This window comes from Luteibacter sp. (assembly GCF_036500425.1).
Classification (GTDB): Bacteria; Pseudomonadota; Gammaproteobacteria; order Xanthomonadales; family Rhodanobacteraceae; genus Luteibacter.
In genome coordinates this window covers 60,544-87,393 of sequence record NZ_DASYCB010000017.1, presented here as the reverse complement: position 1 = coordinate 87,393, position 26,850 = coordinate 60,544, and the positions used below count along the sequence as shown (strand labels likewise).

Sequence of the window (26,850 nt, the reverse complement as noted above, 5' to 3'; positions counted from 1 at the left end):
GCGCGCTTGCGCGCGATGGGTCTTGCGGCGAGCACCCATCGCGCGCAAGCGCGCTCCTACAAGGGCTGGGTCTTGCGGCGAGCACCCATCGCGCGCAAGCGCGCTCCTACAACGGCTCGGGGATTGCGGTGAGCAACAGGGCCCGGGTTATTCCACGCCGACGAAGCCGCCGGTCTGGTGGGCCCACAGGCGTGCGTAGAGGCCGCCGTGCGCGATCAGCTCGGCGTGCGTGCCGGTTTCCACGATCGCCCCCTTATCCATGACTACCAGTCGATCCATCCGCGCGATCGTCGAGAGCCGGTGGGCGATGGCGATGACGGTCTTGCCTTGCATCAGGGTTTCCAGGCTCTCCTGGATCGCGGCTTCCGCCTCGGAATCCAGCGCCGAAGTGGCCTCGTCCATCACCAGGATCGGTGCATCCTTCAGCAGGACGCGTGCGATAGCGATGCGCTGCCGCTGGCCACCCGAGAGTTTGACCCCGCGTTCACCGGCATGGGCGTCGTAGCCCGTACGCCCTTCCCCATCCGCCAGCAGCGGGATGAATTCATCTGCACGCGCCTTGCGCACCGCATCGGCGATCTCGGCCTCGCTGGCGTCAGGCCGGCCATAGAGCAGGTTGTCGCGGATCGAGCGATGCAACAGCGAGGTATCCTGGGTGACCACACCGATCTTCGAGCGTAACGATTCCTGGGTCACCCGGGCGATATCCTGGCCATCGATGAGGATGTGCCCGTCTTCCAGGTCGTACAGGCGCAGCATGACGTTGACCAGCGTGGACTTGCCCGCGCCGGATGGGCCGACCAGGCCGATTTTCTCGCCCGGACGAACGATCAGATCGAGTCCGCCGATGACACCACCGGCCTTTCCGTAGTGGAAGTGGATGTCGTCGAACCGGACCTCGCCGTGGGCGACTCGCAGCGGCACCGCATCAGGGCGGTCCACGACCGTGCGTTCCTGGGCGATGGTGGTGATGCCATCCTGCACGGTACCGACGTTATCGAAGATGCCGTTCACTACCCACATGATCCAGCCGGACATATTGTTGATGCGGATGACCAGGCCCACGGCCAGCGCCACCTGGCCCGTCGACACGCTGCCACGCACCCACAGCCACAACGCCAGCGCGCTGGTGCCAGCGATGAGCAGCCCGTTGAGCGAGGTGATGGAAAAATCCATCAAGGTAATGATGCGATTCTGGGCACGCAGCTTGTCAGTCTGTTCTTCCAGGGCTTCCCTGGCGTAGAGCTCTTCGCGGTTGGTATGGGCGAAGAGTTTCAGCGTCATGATGTTGCTGTAACCATCGACGATGCGGCCCATCAGCTTCGATCGCGCCTCGGAGGCGTGCCAGGACCGATCCTTCACCCGCGGGACAAAGAAGGCGAGCATGCCGATGTAGCCACCGATCCACAGGACCAGGGGCAGCGCCAGCAACAGGTCAGCCTTGGCGAACAGGTAGACCGAGGTGCCAGCGTAAACGCTGACATACCACAAGGCATCGGCCACCTGCATGGCCGATTCGCGCAGCGATGGGCCCGTCGTCATGATGCGGTTGGCCACGCGCCCGGCGAAATCGTTCTGGAAGAACGCCAAGCTCTGTTTCAGCACATAGCGATGATGTTGCCAGCGCATCATGGTGGTCATGCCAGGATTGATCGCCTGGTTCACCAACAAATCGTGCAGGCCGAGGAACAGCGGCCGCAGGATGATCACCACGAAGGCCATCCACAGCAGCGTGTGCCAGTGGGTCTGGAAAAAGACCGCGGCAGGTGTCTTCTGTGCCATATCGACGACACGGCCAAGGAAATCGAACAAGGCGACTTCAATCAGCGCGACGATCAGGCCTACCAAGAGCGCCACGGCGAACAACTTCCACACCTGGCGCAGGTAGTAGAGGTAAAAGCGCGTGACGGTCTTCGGCGGCGCCGTATCCGGCGCCTCCCGAAACATATCGATCAGGGATTCAAACCAACGGAAGATCATGCGGCCTAGTGTACGCCCCCTTAGGTTGCAGGCAGACATGTAGGAGCGCGCTTGCGCGCGATCGGACCTTGCCGCGAGCACCCATCGCGCGCAAGCGCGCTCCTACAGGCGGCGGTCCAAAGCGACGAAAATCAGGCCTAAAATCAGGAACACGGCGCCGGTGATGCCGGTATTGAGCAGGACCTGGGCATAGCCGAGCTGGCTGACATCCATGAACGGATACGGGTATTCATGAACCATGGCCCCGCGCAGGAAGGTCCACGCGGCGAATGCGGCCGGGAACACCAGCCAGCGCAAGGCATCCGCCCAGCGCAACGCCCCATGCGGCAGCAAGGCGGCCCACCAGAACACGTAAAGCACCGGCACCACGTAATGCAGCGCCCGGTCGGCCAGCAGCTGCGGCCCTTGCGGGTGCCACAGGCTGTGCAGCACCGTGGCGTAAACCAGGCAGGTCACCGTGATCGACAGGGCGGCGAGCCCCCGGATCCACGGGCCGCGCCATACGCGCAGGATCGCCACGTCACCGCCCGTGACCGCCGAACCAGCGACCAGGGCGACCAGCAGGTTCGAAAGGATCGTGAAGAAACTCAGGAACCGGACCGTGACCTCAGCCGCCGGCCCGGACCAGAGCATCAGCCAGTACTGCAGCAGCAGCGCCGACCAGGCGACGGCCGCCACGAGCACGGCGAAAAGGTTGGCAAGGGCGGCACGCTTGGGCATGCCGCGCAGTATCAGCGAGGCCAGCCGTTATTGGAACGGTCGCGGTCGGGCACCTTGTGGTCGGGATCGATCACTGCCGCCACCACTTTATGGGTACCCGGCACGGTGAGGTCAAAGCTCTTGTGCTGCTGCCAGGTCTCCACCGGGATGCGGATGTCCTTCGTGCTCTTGTCGTCAAAGGTCACACGCAGCGTGGCCGGCATGACCAGTTGATCGCGGTTCTCGATGGTCACGACCTGGCCATCGACCTTGCTCACGGCCAGGTCCAGCTGCCAGTTATTGGCATACCAACCGCGCCAGAACCAGCCGAGATCCTCGCCCGCCTCGCTTTCCATCAGGCGGAAGAAATCCGACGGTGAGGGATGCTTGTAGGCCCAGGTGGCGATGTATTTGCGGAACGCCGGATCGAAGCGCTCCGGCCCGATGATTTCTTCGCGCAGCAGCACCAGGCCCAGCGCCGCTTTGTAGTACGTCGCCGGGTGGCGGTATTTTTCCTTCACCATGTCCGCGCCCATCAGCAGGCTCGGCGCATCGGGATCGGCCAGCAACGGGAGGATCCCATCCATCGGGTTGCCGCCTTTCGGTGCGTATTCACCATCGCGCTTGGGCCCAAACTCACCGTGGTTGAACGCGTCCATCTCGTAGACATCGATGAAGGTGTTGAAGCCCTCGTCCATCCACGCGTTACGGCGCTCATCGCTGCCCACGATCATCGGGAACCAGGTATGGCCGATCTCATGCGCCGTCACCATGTGCAGCGGCTTGGCCGGGGCCTGCATCGGGTCGAACACGATGCCGGGATATTCCATGCCGCTGGCGGCGCTGCCACCTTCGTTGATCGCCACCGGATACGGGTAGGGGTACCACTTGGTCGAGAAATGCTCGACGGATGCCTTCAGGAACTCAGTCGACCGGCCCCACAGCTTCGCGGTCGCGCTTTCCACCGGATACACCGACATCGCCAGCGCCTTCTTCCCTTCCGGCAGGTTGATCCGCGCGGCATCCCACACGTACGCGGTGGATGCGCCGAAGGCGACGTCACGCGTGTTCTTCATGCGGAATTTCCAGGTTAGCGTGCCGCCCTGCTGCGGCCGGCTGGACGCATCGGTCACTTCGTCCGGCGTGCGGATCATCACCGTCGTATCGCTCTCGCGCGCCTTGGCCAGGCGCTGCTGCTGCGTTTTCGTCAGCACGTCCCCGGGATTCACCAGCTCGCCCGAGCCGGCGATGATCATGTTCGAGGGCACGGTAATCGCGTAATTGAAATCGCCGTACTCGAGGTAGAACTCACTGTTGAGGTACGGCGCCGTATCCCAGCCGCGCTGGTCGTCGTAAACGCACATGCGCGGGTACCACTGGGCCATCTCGTAGATGTTGCCGTTCTTCGATGGATCGAAGCCGGTACGACCGCCAAAATCACCGGGCAGGTCGTAAGAATATTCGATCGTGACATCGACCTTGCCGCCCTTCGCCGCCAATGTCGCCGGTAAGCGCACCTGCATGCGGGTGTCAGCGACGACATACTGCGCCTTCACCGCCGAACCGCCCTGGCTCACCGTGACCGACGCGATGCGATAGCCATCGGTGTGTTGTTTGGCCATCTTGTCGCCTGTGAAGTTGCCACGGGCGTCCTCGGTGAAACGGTTCTCGTCCATCTGCAGCCACAACACATCCAGCGCATCCGGGCTGTTGTTCGTGTAGTGGATGGTGGCTTTCCCAACCAGGGTGTTCTTCACCGGGTCCAGCGTGGCGGCCAGGTCGTAGTCCGCGCGGTTCTGCCAGAACAGCGGGCCGGGCATGCCACTGCCCGAGCGATAGGCGTTGACCGGCTGCGGGTACGTAAACGGTGCGAAGGTCTCGCGCGGATCGTAGGTGCCGGCGTTGGCACCCAGTGTGGTGGCCAGGGCCAGGCCAGCAAGGGAAAGGCAGATCGTGCGGTTCATGGGAACACTCGTGGGACGACCGGAGCAGACTACCCGTGCCCACGGCTTGGCCCCAACCGTGCCGGAAGTCAGGGGTCCAGCCCCAACACATGACGAAATCTTCCCACCCCAGGCGGCATGATGGCGCGATATCCAAGCCGGGGCATGGCTGACTGATCGACTACAATGAGCGACGCCATCCGTGCCGGATCCCACGCGATGTGTTCGCGTGGACCGGGATTCGATGCCGAGGCATTTTTCCAATGCGCGTCTTATCCATTGGTATACCTTGCATCCCACACGGCTAGCCGCATATTCCCCACGATGTTTCCACGAGGACCCCACGCATGAAAATCGGTTTGATCGGTCTGGGCCGCATGGGCGGCAATATCGCCCGCCGGCTTATGAGGGATGGTCACGAGACCGTCGTCTTTGACGTCAGCGCTGACGCCCGCGCTACCCTGGCAAAGGATGGCGCGCAGGCCGTCGACTCGGTTGAAGCCCTGGTCAAGGCCCTGCCCTCGCCCAAGGCCGTCTGGGTCATGCTACCGGCTGGCGAGATCACCGAAGCCACCGTCCAGCAGCTTGCTGGCCTGATGGGCAAGGACGACATCATCATCGACGGTGGCAACACGTTCTATAAGGACGATGCGCGCCGCGGCAAGGAACTGGCCCAGAAGGGTATCCACTACGTGGACGTCGGCACCTCCGGCGGCGTCTGGGGCCTGGATCGCGGCTACTGCATGATGATCGGCGGCGACAAGCCCACGGTCGACCACCTCGATCCGATCTTCAAGACCCTCGCCCCGGGCGCCGGTGATATCCCGCGCACCGAAGACCGCGATGGCCGCGACCCGCGCGTCGAGCAGGGCTACATGCATGCCGGCCCGGCCGGTGCCGGTCACTTCGTCAAGATGATCCACAACGGCATCGAGTACGGCATGATGCAGTCGTTCGCGGAAGGTTTCGATATCCTGAAGAACCGCAACGCCGATTTCCTGCCGGAACACGAACGTTACGACCTCGACATGGCCGACATCGCCGAAGTCTGGCGTCGTGGCAGCGTGGTCTCGTCGTGGCTGCTCGACCTCACGGCCAGTGCGCTGGCGAAGGGTTCGGAGCTGGATAACTACTCCGGTTACGTCAACGATTCGGGCGAAGGCCGCTGGACGGTCAACGCCGCGATCGAAGAAGCCGTGCCGGCCGAAGTCCTCACCTCCGCGCTGTTCGCCCGCTTCCGCTCGCGCCAGGACCACACTTACGCCGAGCGCCTGCTATCGGCCATGCGCATGGGCTTCGGCGGCCATATCGAAGGCCGCGGCACCCCGCCGAAAGAAGGCGAGCACTCGTAACTGATACAACGACGGCGCCCGAGGGCGCCGTCTCTCTATGCACCCTGTGTAGGAGCGCGCTTGCGCGCGATGGGCCAGGCCGCAAGCACCCATCGAGCGCAAGCGCGCTCCTACAAGGGTCGGGTGCGTTAAAGGGCTTGCCAGTCACCTTCGTCCATTCGCTTGGTCCGGTCTTTCCACTGCTCAGGCGTTTGCGGCTTGACGAACAACGCCACGATCGGGAGCTGCGCATCACGCGTGGCCGCCTCCATCCGCCGCACGCATTCTTCGATCTGCACGGTGGTCAGGCCGTCTTCGAACTCGGTGGATAGCGCGACCATCACCTGATCAGGCCCCAATTGCAGGGTCAACATGCCGTTGACCTTGCGCACGCCCGGCACGGTCGAGGTGATCCTGCAAACCTTGTCGAGCAAGTGTGGCGTGGCCGCTTCGCCGATCAGCAGCGCCTTGCTCTCACGCGCTAGCAACACCGACGCAAGCGCCAGTACGACCGCGATGCCGATCGATGCCCAGCCATCCAGGCGCGGCTCGTTCAAGGCGTGTGACAGGTAGATGCCGAGGCCCGCGATGGCGAGGCCGAGCAAGGCGGCGCTGTCTTCGAACAGTACCGTGAACGTTGTCGGATCCTTCGACCCGCGAAACGCCTCGAAGTAACCCATCTTGCCCTTCCGGCGCTGCACGCTCTTCAATGACAGGTACCAAGAGGTGCCTTCAAACAACGCGGCGATGCCAAGCACGATATAGCTGACCGTGGGGTCGCGTAGTGGCTCGGGTGCCAGGATGCGGTTCACACCCTCGTACAACGAAAAGCCCGCGCCCAACGCTAGTACAAGCAGCGCGACGATGAAGCTCCAGAAGTACAGCTCGCGGCCGTAACCGAGGGGGTGCTGGCGGTCAGGCGCCTTGTGCGAACGACGCAGGCCGTAGAGGAGGAGGATTTCGTTGACGCTATCGACCAGGGAATGCACGCCTTCCGAAAGCATGGCGGCGCTGCCCGTCAACGCGGCGGCGATGAACTTGGCCACGGCGATGCCGACATTGGCTGCCAGCGCGACATAAACAATGAAGGTCTTTTCGGTGGCCATGGCTGATGGTGGGCAGCATGGCGTAGTGAGGGCGTAAAAACTTGTAGGAGCGCGCTTGCGCGCGATGGGGGTTACCGCAAGGCCCATCGCGTGCAAGCACGCTCCTACAGAAGGTTTGGGGGTGCCGCGCGTCGCCGCGTGGCGGGAACCCCGCCCTTACTTGGCGAACAGGTGCTCGACGCCAGCGCGCTCTTCGCGCAGTTCCTTTTCGGTCGCGTCGATGCGCGCCTGCGAGAACGCGTTGATCGCCAGGCCTTGGACAATGGCGTACTTGCCACCCTTTACGGTGACCGGGTAGCCGAAGATCACGCCCGGCTCGACGCCGTACGAACCATCGGACGGGATCGCCATGGAGACCCAATCGCCTTCGGCGGTGCCGAGGGTCCAGTCACGCATGTGGTCGATGGCGGCCGAGGCAGCCGAAGCGGCCGACGACGCGCCACGCGCCTTGATGATCGCCGCGCCGCGCTGCTGCACGGTCGGGATGAAATCGGACTCGTACCAGGCCTGGTCGACCTGCTCCAGCGCCGCCTTGCCCTTGACCGTGGTGGTGTGCAGGTCGGGGTACTGGGTGGAGCTGTGGTTGCCCCAGATGGTCAGCTTCTTGATATCGGTCGAGTGCGAACCGGTCTTCTCGGCCAGCTGCGACAGGGCGCGGTTGTGGTCGAGGCGGACCATCGCGGTGAAGCACTTCGGGTCGAGATCCGGAGCGTTCTGCTGGGCGATCAGCGCATTGGTGTTGGCCGGGTTGCCAACCACCAGCACGCGCACGTCACGCTTGGCATGGTCGTTCAGGGCCTTGCCCTGCGGACCGAAGATCGCGCCATTGGCTTCGAGCAGATCCTTGCGCTCCATGCCCGGGCCACGCGGACGGGCGCCGACGAGCAGCGCGTAATCGACGTCCTTGAACGCGACATTGAGGTCATCGGTGGCGACCACGCCCGCCAGGGTCGGGAATGCGCAATCGTTGAGCTCCATCACCACACCCTGCAGGGCCGGGAGGGCCGGGGTGATTTCGAGGAGGTGCAGGATCACCGGCTGGTCCGGGCCCAGCATGTCGCCAGCGGCGATACGGAACAGGAGGGCATAGCCGATCTGGCCGGCTGCGCCGGTCACGGCAACGCGAACGGGTGCTTTCATCTTTCGACTCCTCAGGAATACGGCTTGGAACGGACGATTACTTCAGCTCGGCGAAGAACTCGACGATGCGGGCCATGCCCTTGTCGAGTGCTTCGTCCGGGCACGAATAAGAGATACGCAGCGCGCGCGGCTCACCGAAGGCCGAACCCGGCACGCAAGCCACGCCCTTGGCTTCGAGCAGCACAGCGCAGAAGCTGACGTCATCGCTAATGGCGACGCCGTTGTGCGACTTGCCGAAGGCCACCGAGATATCGGGGAACGCGTAGAACGCGCCCTGCGGACGCGGGCAGACCACGCCGGGGATCGACACCAGCGCGTTGTACACGCGGTCACGCTTCGCGGAGAACTCCACGCACTTCTGCGCGGGCACATCCTGCGGACCCGCCAGCGCGGCGACGGCAGCGGCGGTGACCACTTCCGGCAGGCTGGTGATGTGGTTCGAGTTGAGCGTGGTGACAGCCTTGGCCACGACTTCCGGCGCGGCGATGAAACCCACGCGCCAGCCGGGCATACCGTACGTCTTCGACAGCGAATCGACGAAGATCACGCGGTCCTTCAGCTCCGGACGCACATGTACGAAGTTGTGGTAACCGACGCCGTCGAACACCATGGTGTTGTAGATGTCGTCGGTGATGACCCAGGTCTCCGGGTACTTCGCGATGACATCGGCCAGCGCGGCGATTTCATCGCGCGTGTAGACCATGCCGGTGGGGTTGGAGGGGTTGTTGAAGAGGAACACGCGCGGCTTGCGCTGCAGGGCCTCTTCCAACTGTGCCGGGGTGAGCTTGTAGTGCTGCTCGGGCGGGCACGGCAGGATGTTGATCTTCGCGCCGACGATCTCGGCGATATCGAGGTAGCTGGTCCAGTACGGCGCCGGGAAAGCAATTTCATCGCCTTCATCCAGCAGCGCTTCGGCCAAGTTGTACAGGATCTGCTTGGCACCGACGCCGGTGCTGACGTTCTCCGGCTTGTAGCCGGTCAGGCCCAAGGCTTCGATATGCTTGAGGAAGGCATTAACCAGCGCATCGGCGCCGCGGTTGCTGCCGTACTGGCCGGAATCCTTCGCCAGCGCCTCGCGGGCGGCGGCGTAGACGTGCTCGCCGGGGAGGAAATTGGGGACGCCGATCGAGAAGCTGACGATGTCGCGCCCCTCGGCTTTCAGGCGCTTGGCCTTCTCGGCAATAACCATGATCGCACTGGGCTTGGCGCGACCCATTCGCTTGGCGAGCTGCGGCATCGTTTCCTCGTCTCGGGGACAGAACAAAGGCCGCCACTTTACCATGGCCGGGCGACCCGGGCGCTTGCTTCGCCCGCAAACAACGGGCGCGCGCCCCCTTGTAGGAGCGCGCTTGCGCGCGATGGAGCTTGCCTCACGCTGGCCGCGTGCCGGCGGATCGCGCGCAAGCGCGCTCCTACAGGGGCCGGGGCGTGAAACGAAAACGCCGCCCTGAAGGCGGCGTTTTCGGTCTCAAGGCACCGCAGGAATCAGCGAGCGTCGAGCACTTCGTTCCATTCCTTGACCTTGGCGGCCTGCTTCTCGAGCAGCGCATCCACGTCGCCGGAGACTTCCACCTTCTCGATCGTGTCGTCCTGGCGGACGGCATCGACCACGGCCTGGTCGGCCGGGCCCACGATTTCGCCGAAGACGCTGTGCTTGCCGTCCAGCCACGGGGTCGGGCCGTGGGTGATGAAGAACTGCGAGCCGTTGGTGCCCGGGCCGGCATTGGCCATGGACAGGATGCCCGGCTTGTCGTGCTTCAGGCTGCTGTCGAATTCGTCACCGAAACGATAGCCCGGGCCGCCACGGCCCGAACCTTCCGGGCAGCCGCCCTGGACCATGAAATCGGCGATGACGCGGTGGAACGACAGACCGTCGTAGTAACCACGCTTGGCCAGGTTCACGAAGTTGGCGACCGTCATGGGGGTCTTTTCGTCGTGCAGGCGCAGGTGGATGTCGCCCTTGTTGGTCTTCATGGTGACATTAATGGTCATCGTATTTCCTGTAACTCGTTGATAGTCGAGGCAAGACGCTCGGCGCGCCCCGCCCGGGGGGATGCAAAGGTAAACGAAGATGGCGCCCGGGGCCCAATAACTCAAGCGGCGGTACGTGATGAAAGGATTAGCTTGAGGGCAAGGCGAGCGTCTTGGCCGTGACTGCCCCAGGGCCACGCGGCTGGGTATCCCGGACCAGGGCGTCCTCAGGGAGCGGCCGCCCGGTGGTGATATGAGCCCAGGCCCGGTCGAGCGCCGCGTAGCCGAAGGGCAGCAACGGCGCGTGGCGGTCGCCGAAATCCGGAAAGGCGAGGAAGGCGTCGAAGTGCTGGGCGTGGGGGACTTTCCAGAACACCGGGGAGCGGCCGGAGGCGCGTAGCCAGGCGACGTAAGGCTCGGAGCTGAAGGCGACGGGGATCAGGCCGTCGTCGGTACCGTGGACGACGAAGATGGGCAGGTTTTCTCGCGGCAGGCCTGCGAGGGTCGCCGCGACACTCTTGCGAAGTTTCTCCGTGTCCCTCCCCTTCCCGGCCCAAAGCTCGCGCAGGCAGAGGCAACCCGGCAGCGTGGGGTCCAACGACAGGTCGGTCCCACCCTCCAGGCCGATCCCGGCGTGCGGCGGCACACCCGATCCGTCCGCCCACCAAGCGGCACGAAGCACCGCGTCGATCGGTGTTGCGACCGCCGCGGCATGCTGGATGCGGTAGGAAAAGCCACATGGCATGTCAGCGGGCCCGCGGCGCAGGTACGCCGAGGCATAGGCCACCGAAACGGCGCGCCACACATCAAGCGACGCCGACGAGGCCGCCGCCTTCAGCGCTTCATCGCGCCAGCCCGATGCGCGCAGCTTCGCTAACGCCTCGCTCGACTGCATCTGCGGCGTTGCGCCGGAAAGCTTGCCGTGCGCCCTTAGCGACGCACCACGCAGGGCCCACGCCGGCGGCGAGACCATGCCGACGCGAGCGAACGGCACACCATCGAATTCGGGAGCACCTAGCGCGGCGGGAAGCCACACGGCCGCCTCGGTTGCGTAGTCGTAGAACGGCCTGCCCCGCCCTGGCGCATGAATGTTGGGCTCGAGCGCAACCACCGCAGAAAGGATGCCGTCAGTGTCATCGCCCGCGGCGCGAAGGACGGCACCGCCACCGTTGGAAATGCCGGTGGCGATGATCTTCGTGTTTTGCGGCGTGAACGGCGCCTCATCCGGGAACGCACGATCCAGCATCGCCAGACCAAAGCGTGCTGCCTGCAACACGTGGCGCCCCCAATCGGCTTCCGGGTTATCGCCCGAATGCGCGTGTTTCGTCGCGATGCCTGCATCCGCCGCAAGGTCTTTCGGTTCAAATTCCAGCGCGGCTTCACCTGCCTTCGCACGCGTGCCATCGAGCGCGACGCCGCTGTTATCCGAAGGGTCGAAATAGCCCGCACCCGTACCCTTGTCGGTGTAAGCCACCGCGAAGCCGCGTGGCAAACCCCACGCACCCGCCAGGGCGATAGGTCCATAAACGCCACGCGAACCCGACGAAGCCGTCACGACCAGACAGCGGCTTTCGTGATCGAACGCATCCGGCACCTGGGCAAGCACGCGATGCGGGTGGCGCGCGCCAGGCAAGCGAACCCCTGTGGTGAATTCGCGACCCGGCACGTCAGGCACGGCCCCGTAGACGCTGCCATATCCTCCCAGCGGACCAAGGTCAGCGATGCCGCGCCAACTGCTCTGGATGGCTCGCCGGCGCAACTCTGCAGGCGTGGGCGTGGCAGGATTCGCGAATTTCGCTGGCGCACCTGCAAGGGCAGGCAAGCGGAGTCCTGCACTCAGCAAGTCATCACCGTGGCGATGATGTGTCTCAAGTACCCCACGAAACATATCGGACACGCTGGAAGCCCTGCCGTTCGGATACGCAACGATACCGGCGCAACCCACGCGACGCTAACGCCCCCCGTAGGAGCGCGCTTGCGCGCGATCGCGCTTGCCGCGAGCCCCCATCGCGCGCAAGCGCGCTCCTACAACACCCCGTAACCCCCCACCGCACGCTATGCTCCAGCCTACCGGCAGGAGCCGGACGAACCCAGGGGATACCGAGCAATGATTGCCCGTCGTACCGTGCTGCTTTCGGCAGCCATTTCCGCCGCTTTGGGCCTCGCGGCCTGCCATAAGAAAGACGAAGCCCCAAGCGCTGATCCGCAGGCGGTCGCCGCGGCTCAAGCCGCTCTCTCTTCACCGGCATGGCTGCGCCAGCACCTGCCCGCACAGACGGTCGCCTACGTTCGCATCCCCTCGCCGTGGGGCATGCTTAACGCCGTGCCGAATGGCCGGCCGCTCGACGCCGCGCTCTCGGCGAAAGCGAACCTCGATGCCATCGCCACGGTGCGCGACGCGCTCGCCAAGGACAAAGTCCTGGCTGACCTGAAGATTGCGCCTGCGGTAAACCTGCTGCTCGGCGACCTGCGTTCGCCACTCGAAGTGGCGCTGATCGATCCGGTCGGCATCCCCTCCCCTGCATCGCATGGCCTGATCACCGCGGCCCTCGATTTCGCGAACGTCGACGCCTTCAATGCACGGCTCGCCGCGCTCTCACCGAACTCCCCGATCCTGGCCGCGCCACTGGATGCCCAGGGCAACGGCCAGCTCGCCGGCGGCTCGGGTGCCGTGCGCTATGACGCCGGGCAGCACCGTCTCTGGATCAGCGTCGGTGTGCCGATGCCGAACGGCCCGGCACCCGGTGACCCGGCCACGCTGGCCAGTCTGATCGCCGACGTCGGCAAGGCCTCGGCGAGCACCGCCCCACCGTTGCTCAGCGCGCTGGAAGCCCGCATCGATACCTCGGGCGAAGGTCTCTTCGGCTGGGTGACCGTACGCGGTGTCGGCGCCATCGCCGCCGCACAGGCCGGCGACTCCCCGCTGGGCAAGCTGCCTGCCGACTTCGCCGCCAAGGCCGATGCCATTGCCTTCGGCGCGGGCACGGTCAACGGGCGCGGCCAGGCGCAATTCCTGATCCACTCGCCGCAGGCCCGGCTGCTGCAGTATCTCGCCCCTACGTCGTTCGCTCCCACGTTCAAGACCGTGGGCGAAGCGCACTGGGCGTTCACCTTCGCCGCACCCACCGCCGACGCCTGGAAGACCATGGCGGGCAACATCAACCTCGACTTCGGTCCCGACGGGGCGAAGAAGATCAACGAGTTCGGCGACAAGATCCAGAAGCGCCTGCACATGGCGCCCACCGAGTACTTCAGCTGGTTCGGGCCCGAGTACGTTTTCTTCGCCGATGACGCCGGCACCTATACCGCCGTGCGCGTGCGTGACTGGAAGGCCTGGCGCGACCGCATCGCGCAGAACGCCCAGTTCGGCTGGAAGACCGGCACCACCAAGGTCGATGGCGCCGAGGTGCACTGGCTGACCTCGCCTACGACGATCGATGACCAGCTCGAGCCGAATACGCCGGCCGAGGTCCAGGGCATCATGCGTCTGTTCGCACGGACGGGCGGACGGGCGTGGTGGGTCGAGGAAGGCGACTGGGCCATCTTCGCCAAGGTCCCGCAAGCCCTGTCCGATCGCGTCGCCGCCGGCCCCGACGCCTCGATGGAGGACTGGTTCAAGGCGCATGCGTTCCCCGGCCAGCGCACTCTGGCTGGGTTCTCGGCGACCAGCCACGGCGCCCAGCGCGATGCCTATTACACCTATCTGTCGATCCTCCAGGCCATCCAGGGCATCTCGGGATCCGATGGTAACGTCGCAGCCCTGCCCTCCGCGCATACCCTGGGCCTGCCCGACAAGGGCGTGATCGGCGCGGGCATGGAGGTCGACAAGGAGACCCTCGCCTTCTCGGTCACCTACGAGCAGTCACCCTTCGAGCTAGCCGGCGCAGGCGGCGGTGCCACGGGCGTGGCGACGATCGCTACCGCAGGCATCCTTGCCGCTATCGCCATCCCGCAGTACCAGGTCTACATGATCCGTAGCCAGGTAGGCTCGGCCGTCGCATCCATGGACGCCGTGAAGGCCGCCGTGGCCGAGCACCGGCTCACCACCGGCAAGTTCCCGGCCACCAACGCGGCGGCCGGCCTGGGCAAGCCAGAGACGCTCGGGGGCGATTACCTGGGTAGCATCGAGATCGGCCCCGGCGGCGAGATCGTCGGGACGTTCGACACCACCCCGCCGCACAAGGCCAACGAGAAGCTGGAAAGTGGCCAGTTGATCCTCACCCCGGCCGTCGAGGGTAAGGCCATCCAGTGGCGCTGCTCGGCCGATGGGATCGAGCCAAAGTACCTCCCGGCGGCCTGCCGGGACGAGCCCATCGAGCCGTAAAGGGCCGGGTCGCGCCGGGGTCCGAGACCGGGCCCCGGCGCCGTCATGCGAAAGTTTGAAAAAGTCTTTATAATCGGCGGCTTCCCATCCCAAAGAGGCCGCCCGGCGAAAACGCCGGTGCACGACGCATGTCCATCGAATTCCTGCGCAACATCGCCATCGTCGCCCACGTCGACCATGGCAAGACCACCCTCGTCGACCAGCTGCTTAAGCAGTCGGGCACGCTGAACGAGCGTACCGTGCTCGCCGAACGCGTCATGGATTCGAACGACCAGGAAAAGGAGCGTGGCATCACGATCCTGGCCAAGAACACGGCCATCACCTGGGAAGACAAGAAGAAGGGCGTCAAGAACCGCATCAACATCGTCGACACCCCGGGGCATGCTGACTTCGGTGGCGAAGTCGAGCGCGTGCTCTCCATGGTCGATACCGTGCTGATCCTGGTCGACGCGATGGACGGCCCGATGCCGCAGACCCGCTTCGTCACCCAGAAGGCCTTCGCCATGGGCTTCAAGCCCATCGTCGTGGTCAACAAGGTCGATCGTCCGGGCGCGCGTCCGGAGTGGGTGGTCGAGCAGGTGTGGGATCTCTTCGCCAAGCTCGGCGCGACCGATGAGCAGATGGAATTCCCGATCGTTTACGCCTCGGCGCTGAACGGTTACGCCTCGCTGGACGAGAACGTCCGCGAAGGCGACATGACCCCGCTCTACGAAGCGATCATGCAGCACGCACCGAAGCCGGACGTGGATCCGGAAGGCGCCTTCCAGATGCGCATCAGCCAGCTGGACTACAACAACTTCGTCGGCGTCATCGGCATTGGCCGCATCCAGCGTGGCACCCTGAAGAAGGGCATGCAGGTTGCCGTGATCGATCGCGAAGGCAAGAAGCGCCAGGGCAAGGTCGTCCAGGTGCTCGGCTTCCTCGGCCTCGAGCGTATCGAGCAGGATTCCGCCGAAGCAGGCGATATCGTCGCCATCTCCGGCATTCCCGAGCTGACCATTTCGGACACCGTCACCTCGCCGGACTCGCCGGAAGCGCTGCCCGCGCTGAGCGTCGATGAGCCGATGATCAGCATGACCTTCCAGGTCAACAATTCGCCGTTCGTCGGCAACAAGGATCTCTCCGGCGGCAAGCTCCTCACCAGCCGTCAGCTGCGCGAGCGCCTCGACCGCGAGAAGGTGCACAACGTGGCACTGCGCGTGGAAGACGGCTCCGACGCCGACAAGTTCCTCGTCTCGGGTCGCGGCGAACTGCATCTCTCGGTGCTGATCGAGAACATGCGTCGCGAAGGCTACGAGCTGGCCGTGTCGCGTCCGGAAGTCATCCTCAAGGAGATCGACGGCCAGAAGATGGAGCCGATCGAAGAGCTGGTGATCGACGTTGAAGAAATCCACCAGGGTGGCGTCATGGAGCGCCTGGGCATCCGCAAGGGTGACCTGAAGAACATGGTGTCCGACGGCAACGGCCGCGTCCGCCTTGAGTATGAAATCCCGGCGCGTGGCCTGATTGGCTTCCAGAACCAGTTCAAGACCCTCACCCAGGGTTCGGGCCTGCTGTTCCACGTGTTCAAGCACTACGGTCCGTACACGCCGGCGCCGATCGCCAAGCGCCAGAACGGCGTGATGATCGCCAACGCAGGCGGCACCACCCCGGCTTACTCGCTTGGGCCGCTCCAGGAGCGTGGCAAGCTGTTCGCCGCCGAAGGTGACTCGGTGTACGAAGGCCAGCTGATCGGTATCCACGCGAAGGACAACGACCTGACCGTGAACGCGATCAAGCCGAAGCCGCTGACCAACATGCGCGCCTCCGGTAAGGACGATGCGATCCAGCTGACCCCGGCGACCAAGTTCACGCTGGAACAGGCGCTGGACTTCATCGACGACGACGAGCTGGTCGAAGTCACGCCGAAGGAAATCCGCATGCGCAAGAAGCACCTGACGGAACAGGACCGCAAGAAGGCATCGCGCGGTTAAACGAATAAAAAACCCGGCGAAAGCCGGGTTTTTCTTGCCTGCAATTTTCCCGCTTCGCCCACCTTCCTGCGATCCGCCCTCCCCCGCGACACCCGCTTTCTGTAGGAGCGCGCTTGCGCGCGATAGGAGCTTGCCGCGAGCCCCGATCGCGCGCAAGCGCGCTCGTACAGGTCAATCGCCTTTTTCGCGTACCAGCTTCAGCAGCAAATCGATTTGCTCCTGCTGTTTCATCAACATCAGCTGAAGCTGGTCGTTGCGCATCTGGTCGAGCTTTTCATGCAGGCCCATGATTTCGATCTCGGCTTTCAGGTTCACCTTGTAATCGTTGGTCGCATCCATCCGATCCTTCTCGGCCTGGCGGTTCTGGCTCATCATGATCACCGGCGCCTGGAACGCCGCCAGCATCGAGAGCAGCAGGTTGAGGAAGATGAACGGGTACGGGTCGAACGGCTTGTGCAGGAGCCAGGCGTTCAAGCCGGTCCAGACGACGAGTATCCCGATGAAGGTCAGGATGAAAGTCCACGAGCCGCCGAACCGCGAGACCTTGTCGGCCAGGCGCTCACCGAAGCTCATATCCTCAACGAACGCCTCGTTGACGTTCTTGGCGATCAGCGTCCGCTGCAACAGGTGATCGATAAGATGCCGTTCGGCATGCCCAAGGTCATCGAGACCCTTTGAAAACCAGTGGCGGGCAGCCTGGTCAGGGTTGGTGGTGTGGTTGGTCATGGCGTGTTCCCGGCAGACGATCTGATGCCGAACGCTACCACGCCACCGGGGGCCCAGCTCTTGTAGGAGCGCGCTTGCGCGCGATCGGTTTTGCCGTACGACCCATCGCGCGCAAGCGCGCTCCTGCATGTCTCGGGTAAAGTGAGGTCATGAGCGATGCCGATTCGACGCACCACATCCTCCCCGACGTGCTTGGGCCGGGCCTGCGCCTGGTGTTCTGCGGTACGGCCGCTGGCACGCGCTCCGCGCGAGATGGCGCGTATTACGCGCACCCCGGGAACATGTTCTGGCGCGCGGTACACGCAACCGGCCTGACGCCACGCCTGCTGGCACCCGCCGAATTTCCGTTGATGCCAGGCTTCGGCATCGGCTTCACCGATGTCGCGAAATATCATCACGGTAACGATAATCAGCTGCCGCGCGGCGCTTTCGATGCCGACGCATTGCGGGCGAAGATCGAACGCTACGCACCCTGCGTCATCGCGTTCACCAGCAAGCAGGCGGGCATGGCCGCACTCGGCAAACACATCACGATCGGGCGGCAACCCGAACCTTTCGCCGGCGCGCTCGCGTGGGTGCTCCCCTCACCCTCCGGCCAGGCGCGAGGTTCATGGAACCTCGCGGTGTGGCAGGCGATGGCCGACGAGGTGCGTCAGGTGCCAGGCGTGGAGCGGTAGGCTCGTACATCGTTCGGCGAGACCGACGAGGCACCGTTCGACCACGCATGACGAATATAGGTCACCACTGCCGCCGCATCGTCATCGTTCAAGACCTGCGAAAACGGCGGCATGGAATACGGGCGCGGGTTGCTCGCGGTCGCGGGGGTGAAGCCGCCTGAGAGCACCACGCGAATGGCATTGATGCCGGTTGGTTCGCGCACGGAAATATTGCCGGCAAGCGCTGGGTAGGCATTGCCCTTCCCACGCCCATCTGCGCCGTGGCACTCGGCGCAATGTTTTGCGTAAATGCTTTGCCCCACCTTTGCGACGGTCTCGGCATCGACGGCGTTACCGCGCTGACGAACGGGCGCGCGTTCTGGCAGAGACCTCAGGTATACGGCGATGGCCGATGCATCCGCATCGGTCAGGTGTTGCGTGCTCTTCAGCACCACCTCCGCCATAGGCCCGAGCGCACTGCCTTTCTGTGAGCGACCTGTCTTCAGCAAGGCCACGACATCGGCTTCGCTCCAGCCGGCGAGACCACCTTCCTTGCCCATCGAGAGATCCGGCGCGTACCAGTTCTGCACCGGGACCAGGCCGCCGGCCAGGAAGGGGTCTGTGCTCATCGCACCGAAGCTGTTCCGGCTCGCATGGCACTCGTTGCAGTGGCCCAGGCCCTGCACGAGGTAAGCGCCGCGATTCCACTGTGCGTTCTGTTTCGGATCGGGCCGGTACTCACCTTCATCGAAGTACATCAGCCGCCATGTCGCCATCAACGAGCGCATGCGGTACGGCCAGCGCAGCGTGTCGGGCGTGTTCGGGTTGCGTACCGCTGGCAGGGATTTGAAGTACGCGTACATCGCATCGCTGTCGGCACGCGTCACCTTGGTGTACGAGGTGAACGGGAATGCGGGATACAGCGAGGTGCCATCGTGGGCTTTGCCGCTGTGCAGGGCCTGGTAGAAATCATCCGCTGACCAGTTGCCGAGGCCGGTCTCGCGATCGGGCGTGAGGTTGGGCGAAGGGATGGCGCCGAAGGGTGTCGGGACGACGCGGCCGCCGGCCATGGGTTTGCCGTTGCGGGAAGTGTGGCAGGAGGCGCAGTCGCCGATCGTGGCGAGGTATTGGCCGTCGGCTAGAGGATCGCGCGCGAGCGCGCTCCTACAAGGGGTGGCGGCAAGCATGAGTAGTAGCGTGTAGAGGAAGGTTTTCATGGGGTCAGCCTCCCAGTACGCCGCAGTGCAGCGGTGGGGTCACGCTGCCGGGAGGCTCCGCGTGCGCTCCCGGGGGTACGGGGCGCGTGGCTAGCCATGCGGAGACAGCGCTGATGTCGGCGTCGGTGAGGCGGCTGACCACCGTCGCCATGCAATCGGGCGGGGTGGTGTTGCGCGTGTTCGTGCGCCATGAGCCGAGCTGGGCGCTGATGTAGTCGTACGGCAGGCCGACCAGCCCCGGGATATCGGGCTGGACGCCGGTGAGGTTCGGCCCGTGACAGGCCATGCAGGCGGGTACGCCCTTCGCCGGGTCGCCCTTCGTCACCAGTTGCTCGCCGCGGGCGATGGCCGCAGGCGACATGGCCGGGGTTGGGTGCTTCGCGTAGGGCACGTCTTGGCTTGCGAAGTACTCGGCGATTTCACGCATGTAGGCCTCATCGAGCGGCGCGACCATGTACTCCATGATCTCGTAGTGACGCAGGCCCTTCTTGAAATCCTGCATCTGGCGGACGAGGTATCCGGCAGGCTTGCCGGCGAGGCGTGGATTGAAGCCGTTCTCACCGCCCTCCCCTTGAGCGCCGTGGCAGCTTGTGCAAGCGGCAATACGTTGCTGCAAGGTATCCGGCACGCTGGCCGAATCCTGCGCCTGCGCGGTGAACGCAAGCGCCACCAGCACGATCCATCCGAACGAACGTCGCATCGCCAGCTCCCCTGGGGTTCGCCTTGGGTGTTCGCCGAGTATAGCCACACAGCGCGGTGGCGCTGGGCTACCATCGGCCGGAACCCGGGGGAGAGACCTTATGCCGCAGCACCGCCACGCGCTCGTTATCGCGCTCGCACTCATGCTTCCGTTCGCCGCCCATGCGCGCGATGCGACCGAAGACGATGCGTTCGCCTCCGTTGCCACGTTGAAGAAGGCCTACGCCCACGGCGAGCTCACGCCCACTGGGATGACCCAACTGTTCCTCGACCGCATTGCCCGCATCGACAAGGCCGGGCCGAAGGTCAACGCGGTACTCGAGACCAACCCGGATGCACTGGCGATCGCCGGTAAGGCGAAGGGCAAAGGCGTGCTGGCAGGCATCCCGATCCTGCTCAAGGACAACATCGACACCGGTGATCGCATGCAGACCACGGCGGGCTCGCTCGCCCTCGCCGGCTCCACCGCGCCGAAGGACTCCGCGGTCGCGGCACGGTTGCGCAAGGCCGGTGCGGTGATCCTCGGCAAGGCCAACCTCAGTGAATGGGCGAACATCCGCTCGAACCATGCGACCAGTGGCTGGACCGGCCGCGGCGGACTCACCCTCAACCCCTACGTGCTCGACCGCAACGCGTGCGGTTCCAGCGCGGGCTCAGGCAGTGCCGTGGCCGCCGGCCTGGCGACGGTCGCCATCGGCAGCGAAACGGATGGCTCGATCCTCTGCCCGGCTTCGATGACCGGCCTGGTCGGGATCAAGCCCACCGTCGGCCTGGTCAGCCGTACCGGCATCATCCCGATCTCGCACAGCCAGGATACCGCCGGCCCGATGGCGCGTAGCGTCGCCGATGCCGCCGCCGTGCTCAGCGCGATCGCCGGCAGCGATCCTTCCGACATCGCGACGAAAGACGCTGACAAGCACGCCACCGATTACACAAAGTTCCTCGACCCGAACGCGCTTCGCGGCAAGCGCATCGGCGTCGCCCGCCAGCTCGCCGGTATCGAACCGAATGCGGACGCTGCGCTGGAGAAAACCATCGCGCTGTTGAAGGCCCAAGGTGCCACCGTGGTGGACAATGTCGAGATCCCCCACCTGAAAGAACTCAGCGAGAACGAACTCGATGTGATGCTCTACGAGTTCAAGCACGACATCGCGGCTTACCTCGCCACCCGCCCGAACCAGCCGATGAAGACCCTGGCCGATCTGATCGCATTCAATGAGGCACACAAGGACCAGGAGATGCCATGGTTCGGCCAGGAGCTGTTCCTGATGGCCGAGCAGAAAGGCGGCCTCGATGATCCGAAGTACAAGACCATCGTCGAGAAGAACAAGCGCCTCGCCGGTCCGGAAGGTATCGATGCGGCGCTGGCGAAAGATCACCTCGATGCGCTGGTCGCACCGAGCTGGGGACCTGCGTTCGTCAACGACCTGGTCCTGGGCGACCACGTGGTGAGCGGCGATCCCACGGTCGGCGGTGTCTCCGCGCCGGCCGCCATCGCGGGATATCCCTCGATCACCCTGCCCGTTTCGTTTGCCCACGAGTTACCGGTCGGCATCGTGTTCTTTGGTGCGAAGTGGAGCGAGCCAACGTTGATCGGCATTGCGTATGGTGTGGAACAGAAAGCCAACGCATTCCAGCGGCCGAAATTCCTGCCGACGTTGCCGGTGAACTGATAGGTGGCGGGTCGCGCGCAAGCGCGCTCCTACAGGTCGGCGTTGCAACCGTGCGACCTGCGTGGATCTTTTGTAGGAGCGCGCTTGCGCGCGATAACCAACGAAGCGATGAAGCCGGGAAAGAAAAGGCCCGCTTGCGCGGGCCTTTTTATCACTTCGCAGCGTACTCGCGAACAATCGGCGCCAGCTTCGGATCCTCCAAAGCCATCGCCAGGGTCGCGCGGACCAGGCCGGCCTTGTTGCCGCAGTCGAAGCGCGTGCCTTCAAACTTGTACGACAGGACCTTGCCCTTGTCCTTCAGCAGGTTCTCGATCGCGTCGGTGAGCTGGATCTCGCCGCCGGCGCCCGCGCGCGTACGCTCCAGGAAACCGAAGATCTCGCGTGGCAAAACGTACCGGCCCACCACGGCGAGGTTCGACGGCGCATCCGCCGGCTTCGGCTTCTCCACCATGTGCTCGATGCGGCCAGCGCGGTCGTTGATTTCCTCGCTGAGCTTCACAACACCGTACTTGTCGGTGTCCTTCTCCGGCACTTCTTCGACGGCGATCACACCGGCGTGCTGCTTATAGGCCAGGTCGGACATCTGGCCCAGGGCGCCACGGCCCTTCGTCCAGATAAGGTCATCAGGCAGCATCACGCCGAAATATTCTTCGTTGACCACCGCTTTCGCACGCAGCACCGCATCGCCCAGGCCCAGCGCTTCCGGCTGGGTCACGAAGACGCAGCGAACGCGGGGCGGCAGGATGCCACGCAGGATCCCGAGCAGCTCTTCCTTGTTCTTCTCGGCGAGCTTTTCTTCGAGCTCGTAAGCCTTGTCGAAGTAATCGGCAATGGCGTGCTTATAACGGTTGGTAACAAACACCAGCGTATCGGCACCGGCATCCACGGCTTCATCCACGGCGTACTGGATGAGCGGGCGATCCAGCACCGGGAGCATCTCCTTGGCTACCACCTTGGTCGCAGGAAGGAAGCGCGTACCGAGGCCAGCTACCGGAAATACTACCGTGCGCAGGGGTTGGGTCATGCGATGTCTCCACTTTCGTTACGGCGAAGCGGCAGCACGTTATCCACCTGCGGCTCGCTCCAGCGGAACGATGGCAGCAGCTGGGACACGCACCGACGCAGGGTTTCCTCATCAAACGCCCCCACCGCTTCTTCGGCGCGGGCGAGCTGCGTTTGCAGCAGGTCCCACGACACCTGGCGGTGCTGGGCCTGGAAGATCTTGGCGTGGGTGGTGCTGGTGTAATTCTCGAGCGGGTGGAACAACTCCTCGAAGAGCTTCTCGCCCGAGCGCAGGCCGGTATACACGATCTGGACATCCGAGCCGGGGCGCTTGCCGGCCAGGCGAATCATTTGCTCGGCAAGGTCACGGATCTTCACCGGGTCGCCCATGTCGAGCGCGAAGATCTCACCACCCTTGCCCAGCGTGGCCGCCTGCAGGATCAGCTGGCAGGCCTCGGGAATCGTCATGAAATAGCGCGAGATCTCCGGGTGGGTGATGGTGACCGGGCCGCCCTGGCGAATCTGCCGACGGAACAACGGTACGACCGAACCGGCCGAGTCCAGCACGTTACCGAAGCGCACGGTGATAAAACGTGTCGCCGTATGCGCCGCCAGGTTCTGGCACCAGATCTCCGCCATGCGCTTGCAGGCACCCATCACCGACGTCGGGTTCACCGCCTTGTCAGTGGAGATCAGCACGAAGGCTTCGGCGCCGCAGCGCACCGCGGCATCGGCGACCACGCGGGTACCCAGGACGTTATTGCGGAATGCTTCGCGCAGCTGGCCCTGGAGCATGGGCACGTGCTTATACGCGGCGGCGTGGAACACGATCTGCGGCTGGGTTTCCTCAAAGAGGCGATTCACCGCGACCGATTCGCGGGCATCGGTCAGCACGCCATTGAAGATCAGCTCGGGGTACGCCGAGGTGAGCTCCTGGCCAATCCGGTACAGGTTGTACTCGGACATCTCGACGACGGTCAGCGACGAGGCACCCAGGCGCGCCACCTGACGACAAAGTTCCGAGCCGATCGAACCACCGCCTCCGGTCACGAGCACGCGGCGCCCACTGATCGTCTCGCGGATCGCCGTCCAGTCCAGCTCGACCGCGTCGCGGCCAAGCAGGTCCTCGATGGCGACTTCCTTGATCTCGTTGAACTGCGCGCGGCCGGCGACGACATCTTCCAGGCGCGGCACCGTGCGAAACGGCAAACCCGTGCTTTCGCAGAATGCCACGATGCGGCGCATCTGCGACGTGGTCGCGCCCGGCACGGCGATGAGCAGCATCTGCACGGCCACGGCCTTGGACAGCTCGGCGAGCTGATCGACCGTGCCCAGCACCGGGATGCCACCGATCTGGGCGCCGCGCAAGGCCAGGTTATCGTCAACGAAGCCGATGACGCTGTAGCGGCTATCGCGGCGCAGGTCGCGGGCCAGTGCATCGCCGGCACGATCGGCACCGACGATCAGCACCCGCTTGGTCGGTACCGACTGGAACAGGTCGATGCGGCTGTCCTTCCAGAAGCGGTAACTGAGCCGTGGGAAACCCAGCAGCACGACCAGCACGACCGGGTAGACCAGCAGGACCGATCGCGGCACGCCATCAAGGCGCGCATACATGACCATGGCCAGGCCGATGATCAGCGAACCGATCACCGTGGCCTTGATGATGTTCCAGAGGTCCGGAAGGCTCGCGAAGCGCCAGACACCCTTGTAGAGGCCGGTCCAGTTGAACACCGCGCCCTGCACCAGCAGGACCAGCGGGAACTCCATGGGCAGGTAGGAAACCGGCGCGGAATCGGGCATCAGCGCATAGCGCAGCGATTTCGCGATCCACCAGGCGAAAGCCGCCATAGCCAGGTCATGTGCGACCACGGCGGTGCGGGGGTGGATGATGCCAATGAACTTACGCAGAAACATGTCGCTCCCTTCGACGCAAGCACGACCGCTTGCCAGTACGCCAGACCGCTGCCCCCAGCAGGTAGGCTGCCCCGCAGCAGGCGGGCGCCACCGCCGGATGGCGGAGCGCGATCCATGCGCCGGGCACACAAATGACGAGGTTCCAGACCAGGTAGCCAGCTGCGACCCGCGTATGGGCGTTCCCCCGCCTCACGAGCCATTGATACAAGTGCTCGCGGTGTGGAGTGTACCAGCGAGCACCGCGCAGCATTCGCACGAGCAGCGTCAAAGTCGCGTCGATGACGAAGGCCGATGACAGGATCAGTTCAGGCCAAAGCAGGTCGGTGCGCCAGGCCCAGAGCATGGCGGTCAGGGCGAAGACGATGAAGCCCACCGTGGCACTGCCCACGTCACCCATGAAAATCCGGGCTGGCGACCGGTTGAAGTACCAGAAAGCCAGGGCCGTCAGGTCGAGGCACACCGCGGCGATACCGATACCGAAGGCCCCCGCGCTCACGGCAAGCACACCGGTGGCCGCCCCAAAGAAGATCGCCTGGAGCGCGGCGATCCCATCGATGCCATCCATGAAGTTATGCAGGTTGATGCACCACACGCCTGCGAGGACCAGCGGGGCCGCCCACCACAGGCTGGCCGTCTGGCTGGCCACAGTCACGCAGAACAGCAGCGTGGCGGCCAGCTGGATCGCGAGCCTTGGCTTGATCGGCAGCGAGCCGTGGTCGTCGAGCCAGCCGATCGCCGCGATGGCGATCACGCCGACCGCGAACGCCCCGACCACGCCCACCCCCGGTGAACCGGGCAGGAGCAACAGCGCCGCGGGCATGCCCACGAGTACGCCGATGACGATGCCGATGCCACCGCCACGCGGCGTCGGCAGGCTATGCGAGCGGCGCTGACCCGGCGCATCGAGCATGCCCTTGCGGTGGGCGTAGGCGATCGCCGCGCGCACGCAGGCGAACGAAACGACGAAGGCCGCCACGATGCAGCCGAGGGCCAGGGCGACCGGACCAGGCAACGAGGAACTCATTCGTTGGCGACACCGTGGATGGGACGCACGGTGCCCCAGTTCTTGCAGCTCGGGCACTGCCAGTGGTGCGCCTTGGCGCCGAAGCCACAACGGCTGCAGCGGTACATCGCCTGCCCTTCAAGCAGCTTGCGGGTCAGGTCGCGCAGGATCAGGTAGTTCTCGCGCGCCTCACCCGACACCTTGTCCATCGTGGCATCGATCAGTGCCATCAGGCCGCGCACCGACGGTCGCTTGCGCAGCTGACCGGTCAGAAAGTCGATTGCGGTGCGCTCGCCATCACGCCCCTCGTAAAGGCGGGTGAGCGCGAGCACCGGTGAAATGCCGTGGTAACGAACCATGATCTCGCGGAGGAAGGTCTCCGCCCTATCCATCTGCTGTGAGCGTGCGTAGCAATGCAGCAGAGGGGGAAGGATTTCCGGGACGAACGCGATATCCGCGGCGATAGCCGCCTCGTAGGAAGCGATGGCCGCGGGCATGTCGTCGTCTTCCGACGACAGGCGCCCGGCGATCATGTGCGCACGCACGCAGTCGGTCTGGCAGGCAAACGCCTCGCGGGTGTAGTCGCGCGCTTCGGTGCGCGCGCCGTGCTGGCGCGATTGCTCGGCCAGCTCGCAATAGAACTGGGCGATCATGGCCGACTCGTCTTCACCCGTCATCGTTTCGAGGCGACGGGCATGGTCGATGGCTTTATGCCATTCGCGCTCGTGCTGGTAGATCGCTATAAGGTGACGCAGCGCGGAAGGCGCCAGCGCATCCATGGCGACCAGGTCGGAGAACAGCGTTTCCGCGCGGTCAAGCAAACCTGCACGCATGTAGTCCTCGCCCAGCTCGAGCAAGGCCACGGTCTTCATCTCGTCGGAAAGGCCCTGGCGCGATACCAGGTGCTGGTGCAGGCGAATGGCGCGATCGACCTCGCCCCGCTTACGGAACAGGTTGCCGAGTGCGAGGTGGGTTTCTACTGTGTCGCGGTTGTATTCGGCCAGGCGCAGGAAGACTTCCAGAGCCTTGTCCTGCTCTTCGTTGAGCAGGTAGTTCAGGCCACGGAAGTAGTCGGACGATAGCTCGTTGACCTTCGCTCCCGAGCGCTTGGCGTCGGTGCGGCGAGCCAGCCACCAACCGCAGGCGAAAGCGATGGGCGGAACGAGCGCCAGCAGCCAGATCGGATTCATGCGGGCTTCGCGCTGGATACCTTGTTGCCGCGGAGAGCCCGCCGGCGTTTTCGCTGATGGGCGAACGATGTGCCCAGCCAGGCGGTGAGGCCACCGAGTACCCAGCCGATCAGCAGGAACGCCAGCATGGTGCCCCCCTTTGGCAGGGCGGCACGGGCGAACCCGAAATCGAACGACACGAGATCGGCGTTGAGCGCGCCGAAGATGATGCCGGCGGCAACGAACAACAACAGGAAAAGTATGGCAATCAGACGCATCCGGCGACTTTACCCGAATCATGAATGGCTGGGGTGGCTGAGA

The 26,850-nt window shown here is 64.6% G+C and carries 21 protein-coding genes; 5 read left to right on the top strand and 16 right to left on the bottom strand.

Translation table 11 applies throughout. The features are described from left to right. Window positions 1-147: 147 nt before the first annotated feature. From VGN46_RS04020 to VGN46_RS04010, 3 genes are all read right to left on the bottom strand, one after another. Window positions 148-1,980, bottom strand: coding sequence for an ABC transporter ATP-binding protein (locus tag VGN46_RS04020; protein ID WP_331640887.1), 1,833 nt, complete (start codon window positions 1,978-1,980; stop codon window positions 148-150). Between the two features lie 102 nt (window positions 1,981-2,082). Continuing rightward, complete coding sequence (locus tag VGN46_RS04015; RefSeq protein ID WP_331640885.1) at window positions 2,083-2,700, bottom strand: Pr6Pr family membrane protein; 618 nt, start codon at window positions 2,698-2,700, stop codon at window positions 2,083-2,085. 11 nt (window positions 2,701-2,711) lie between these two features. Continuing rightward, the gene (locus VGN46_RS04010; protein ID WP_331640883.1) at window positions 2,712-4,643 is read right to left on the bottom strand and encodes a M1 family metallopeptidase; all 1,932 of its coding nucleotides are present in this window, start codon (window positions 4,641-4,643) and stop codon (window positions 2,712-2,714) included. Window positions 4,644-4,969: 326 nt separating this feature from the next. Between VGN46_RS04010 and gnd the strand changes: the two genes are divergently transcribed. Then, complete coding sequence (gene gnd, locus VGN46_RS04005) at window positions 4,970-5,974, top strand: phosphogluconate dehydrogenase (NAD(+)-dependent, decarboxylating) (RefSeq protein WP_331640881.1); 1,005 nt, start codon at window positions 4,970-4,972, stop codon at window positions 5,972-5,974. 128 nt (window positions 5,975-6,102) lie between these two features. Here gnd and VGN46_RS04000 read toward each other — a convergent pair whose 3' ends face one another. From VGN46_RS04000 to VGN46_RS03980, 5 genes are all read right to left on the bottom strand, one after another. Next, window positions 6,103-7,059, bottom strand: coding sequence for a cation diffusion facilitator family transporter (locus VGN46_RS04000; protein WP_331640879.1), 957 nt, complete (start codon window positions 7,057-7,059; stop codon window positions 6,103-6,105). A 156-nt stretch (window positions 7,060-7,215) separates the two neighbouring features. After that, the gene (locus VGN46_RS03995; protein WP_331640877.1) at window positions 7,216-8,199 is read right to left on the bottom strand and encodes a malate dehydrogenase; all 984 of its coding nucleotides are present in this window, start codon (window positions 8,197-8,199) and stop codon (window positions 7,216-7,218) included. A 37-nt stretch (window positions 8,200-8,236) separates the two neighbouring features. Further along, entirely contained in the window at window positions 8,237-9,436 is a 1,200-nt protein-coding gene (locus tag VGN46_RS03990) for an aminotransferase class I/II-fold pyridoxal phosphate-dependent enzyme (protein WP_331640875.1), read from the bottom strand. A 248-nt stretch (window positions 9,437-9,684) separates the two neighbouring features. Beyond that, the gene (locus tag VGN46_RS03985; RefSeq protein ID WP_331640873.1) at window positions 9,685-10,191 is read right to left on the bottom strand and encodes a peptidylprolyl isomerase; all 507 of its coding nucleotides are present in this window, start codon (window positions 10,189-10,191) and stop codon (window positions 9,685-9,687) included. Between the two features lie 127 nt (window positions 10,192-10,318). Further along, window positions 10,319-12,058 carry a 3-hydroxybutyrate oligomer hydrolase family protein gene (locus tag VGN46_RS03980; protein WP_331640893.1) on the bottom strand — a complete coding sequence of 580 codons (1,740 nt, stop codon included), beginning with the start codon at window positions 12,056-12,058 and terminating at the stop codon, window positions 10,319-10,321. Window positions 12,059-12,277: 219 nt separating this feature from the next. Here VGN46_RS03980 and VGN46_RS03975 point away from each other — a divergent pair, with 219 nt between their 5' ends. Both VGN46_RS03975 and typA read left to right on the top strand, forming a co-directional pair. Next, window positions 12,278-14,494 carry a pilin gene (locus tag VGN46_RS03975; RefSeq protein ID WP_331640871.1) on the top strand — a complete coding sequence of 739 codons (2,217 nt, stop codon included), beginning with the start codon at window positions 12,278-12,280 and terminating at the stop codon, window positions 14,492-14,494. 128 nt (window positions 14,495-14,622) lie between these two features. Next, complete coding sequence (gene typA / locus VGN46_RS03970) at window positions 14,623-16,467, top strand: translational GTPase TypA (RefSeq protein ID WP_331640869.1); 1,845 nt, start codon at window positions 14,623-14,625, stop codon at window positions 16,465-16,467. Between the two features lie 171 nt (window positions 16,468-16,638). Here the strand turns inward: typA and VGN46_RS03965 are convergent, their stop codons facing one another. Next, window positions 16,639-17,193 carry a DUF1003 domain-containing protein gene (locus VGN46_RS03965; RefSeq protein ID WP_331640867.1) on the bottom strand — a complete coding sequence of 185 codons (555 nt, stop codon included), beginning with the start codon at window positions 17,191-17,193 and terminating at the stop codon, window positions 16,639-16,641. 149 nt (window positions 17,194-17,342) lie between these two features. Here VGN46_RS03965 and VGN46_RS03960 point away from each other — a divergent pair, with 149 nt between their 5' ends. Then, window positions 17,343-17,870 (top strand): mismatch-specific DNA-glycosylase, encoded by a 528-nt coding sequence (locus VGN46_RS03960; protein ID WP_331640865.1) that lies wholly within the window; start codon window positions 17,343-17,345, stop codon window positions 17,868-17,870. On the opposite strand, the gene VGN46_RS03955 is transcribed toward VGN46_RS03960, so the two are convergent. Beyond that, entirely contained in the window at window positions 17,846-19,066 is a 1,221-nt protein-coding gene (locus VGN46_RS03955; protein ID WP_331640863.1) for a cytochrome c, read from the bottom strand. The genes VGN46_RS03960 and VGN46_RS03955 overlap by 25 nt on opposite strands. Window positions 19,067-19,070: 4 nt before the next feature. Further along, window positions 19,071-19,766: a c-type cytochrome gene (locus VGN46_RS03950; RefSeq protein ID WP_331640861.1), complete on the bottom strand. Its 696-nt coding sequence runs from the start codon at window positions 19,764-19,766 to the stop codon at window positions 19,071-19,073. A gap of 100 nt (window positions 19,767-19,866) precedes the next feature. Between VGN46_RS03950 and VGN46_RS03945 the strand changes: the two genes are divergently transcribed. Beyond that, entirely contained in the window at window positions 19,867-21,438 is a 1,572-nt protein-coding gene (locus VGN46_RS03945; protein WP_331640859.1) for an amidase, read from the top strand. 151 nt (window positions 21,439-21,589) lie between these two features. Here VGN46_RS03945 and VGN46_RS03940 read toward each other — a convergent pair whose 3' ends face one another. From VGN46_RS03940 to VGN46_RS03920, 5 genes are read right to left on the bottom strand one after another with little or no spacing between them, the layout of a single operon-like run. Beyond that, window positions 21,590-22,462: a UTP--glucose-1-phosphate uridylyltransferase gene (locus VGN46_RS03940; protein ID WP_331640857.1), complete on the bottom strand. Its 873-nt coding sequence runs from the start codon at window positions 22,460-22,462 to the stop codon at window positions 21,590-21,592. Beyond that, the gene (locus VGN46_RS03935) at window positions 22,459-24,357 is read right to left on the bottom strand and encodes a nucleoside-diphosphate sugar epimerase/dehydratase (protein WP_331640855.1); all 1,899 of its coding nucleotides are present in this window, start codon (window positions 24,355-24,357) and stop codon (window positions 22,459-22,461) included. The genes VGN46_RS03940 and VGN46_RS03935 overlap by 4 nt, the downstream gene beginning before the upstream one ends. After that, window positions 24,344-25,381 carry a glycosyltransferase family 4 protein gene (locus VGN46_RS03930; RefSeq protein ID WP_331640853.1) on the bottom strand — a complete coding sequence of 346 codons (1,038 nt, stop codon included), beginning with the start codon at window positions 25,379-25,381 and terminating at the stop codon, window positions 24,344-24,346. Before VGN46_RS03930 ends, VGN46_RS03935 begins: the two co-directional genes overlap by 14 nt. Beyond that, the gene (gene lapB, locus VGN46_RS03925; protein WP_331640851.1) at window positions 25,378-26,550 is read right to left on the bottom strand and encodes a lipopolysaccharide assembly protein LapB; all 1,173 of its coding nucleotides are present in this window, start codon (window positions 26,548-26,550) and stop codon (window positions 25,378-25,380) included. Before lapB ends, VGN46_RS03930 begins: the two co-directional genes overlap by 4 nt. Next, window positions 26,547-26,807, bottom strand: a complete 261-nt coding sequence (locus tag VGN46_RS03920) for a lipopolysaccharide assembly protein LapA domain-containing protein (protein ID WP_331640849.1) — start codon at window positions 26,805-26,807, stop codon at window positions 26,547-26,549. Before VGN46_RS03920 ends, lapB begins: the two co-directional genes overlap by 4 nt. Window positions 26,808-26,850 lie beyond the last annotated feature (43 nt).

Bases quoted from the DNA above. Each gene is read 5' to 3' on its own strand.
- VGN46_RS04020 (WP_331640887.1), bottom strand. From the start codon at position 1,980: ATGATCTTCCGTTGGTTTGAATCCCTGATCGATATGTTTCGGGAGGCG.
- VGN46_RS04015 (WP_331640885.1), bottom strand. From the start codon at position 2,700: ATGCCCAAGCGTGCCGCCCTTGCCAACCTTTTCGCCGTGCTCGTGGCG.
- VGN46_RS04010 (WP_331640883.1), bottom strand. From the start codon at position 4,643: ATGAACCGCACGATCTGCCTTTCCCTTGCTGGCCTGGCCCTGGCCACC.
- gnd (WP_331640881.1), top strand. From the start codon at position 4,970: ATGAAAATCGGTTTGATCGGTCTGGGCCGCATGGGCGGCAATATCGCC.
- VGN46_RS04000 (WP_331640879.1), bottom strand. From the start codon at position 7,059: ATGGCCACCGAAAAGACCTTCATTGTTTATGTCGCGCTGGCAGCCAAT.
- VGN46_RS03995 (WP_331640877.1), bottom strand. From the start codon at position 8,199: ATGAAAGCACCCGTTCGCGTTGCCGTGACCGGCGCAGCCGGCCAGATC.
- VGN46_RS03990 (WP_331640875.1), bottom strand. From the start codon at position 9,436: ATGCCGCAGCTCGCCAAGCGAATGGGTCGCGCCAAGCCCAGTGCGATC.
- VGN46_RS03985 (WP_331640873.1), bottom strand. From the start codon at position 10,191: ATGACCATTAATGTCACCATGAAGACCAACAAGGGCGACATCCACCTG.
- VGN46_RS03980 (WP_331640893.1), bottom strand. From the start codon at position 12,058: ATGTTTCGTGGGGTACTTGAGACACATCATCGCCACGGTGATGACTTG.
- VGN46_RS03975 (WP_331640871.1), top strand. From the start codon at position 12,278: ATGATTGCCCGTCGTACCGTGCTGCTTTCGGCAGCCATTTCCGCCGCT.
- typA (WP_331640869.1), top strand. From the start codon at position 14,623: ATGTCCATCGAATTCCTGCGCAACATCGCCATCGTCGCCCACGTCGAC.
- VGN46_RS03965 (WP_331640867.1), bottom strand. From the start codon at position 17,193: ATGACCAACCACACCACCAACCCTGACCAGGCTGCCCGCCACTGGTTT.
- VGN46_RS03960 (WP_331640865.1), top strand. From the start codon at position 17,343: ATGAGCGATGCCGATTCGACGCACCACATCCTCCCCGACGTGCTTGGG.
- VGN46_RS03955 (WP_331640863.1), bottom strand. From the start codon at position 19,066: ATGAAAACCTTCCTCTACACGCTACTACTCATGCTTGCCGCCACCCCT.
- VGN46_RS03950 (WP_331640861.1), bottom strand. From the start codon at position 19,766: ATGCGACGTTCGTTCGGATGGATCGTGCTGGTGGCGCTTGCGTTCACC.
- VGN46_RS03945 (WP_331640859.1), top strand. From the start codon at position 19,867: ATGCCGCAGCACCGCCACGCGCTCGTTATCGCGCTCGCACTCATGCTT.
- VGN46_RS03940 (WP_331640857.1), bottom strand. From the start codon at position 22,462: ATGACCCAACCCCTGCGCACGGTAGTATTTCCGGTAGCTGGCCTCGGT.
- VGN46_RS03935 (WP_331640855.1), bottom strand. From the start codon at position 24,357: ATGTTTCTGCGTAAGTTCATTGGCATCATCCACCCCCGCACCGCCGTG.
- VGN46_RS03930 (WP_331640853.1), bottom strand. From the start codon at position 25,381: ATGAGTTCCTCGTTGCCTGGTCCGGTCGCCCTGGCCCTCGGCTGCATC.
- lapB (WP_331640851.1), bottom strand. From the start codon at position 26,550: ATGAATCCGATCTGGCTGCTGGCGCTCGTTCCGCCCATCGCTTTCGCC.
- VGN46_RS03920 (WP_331640849.1), bottom strand. From the start codon at position 26,807: ATGCGTCTGATTGCCATACTTTTCCTGTTGTTGTTCGTTGCCGCCGGC.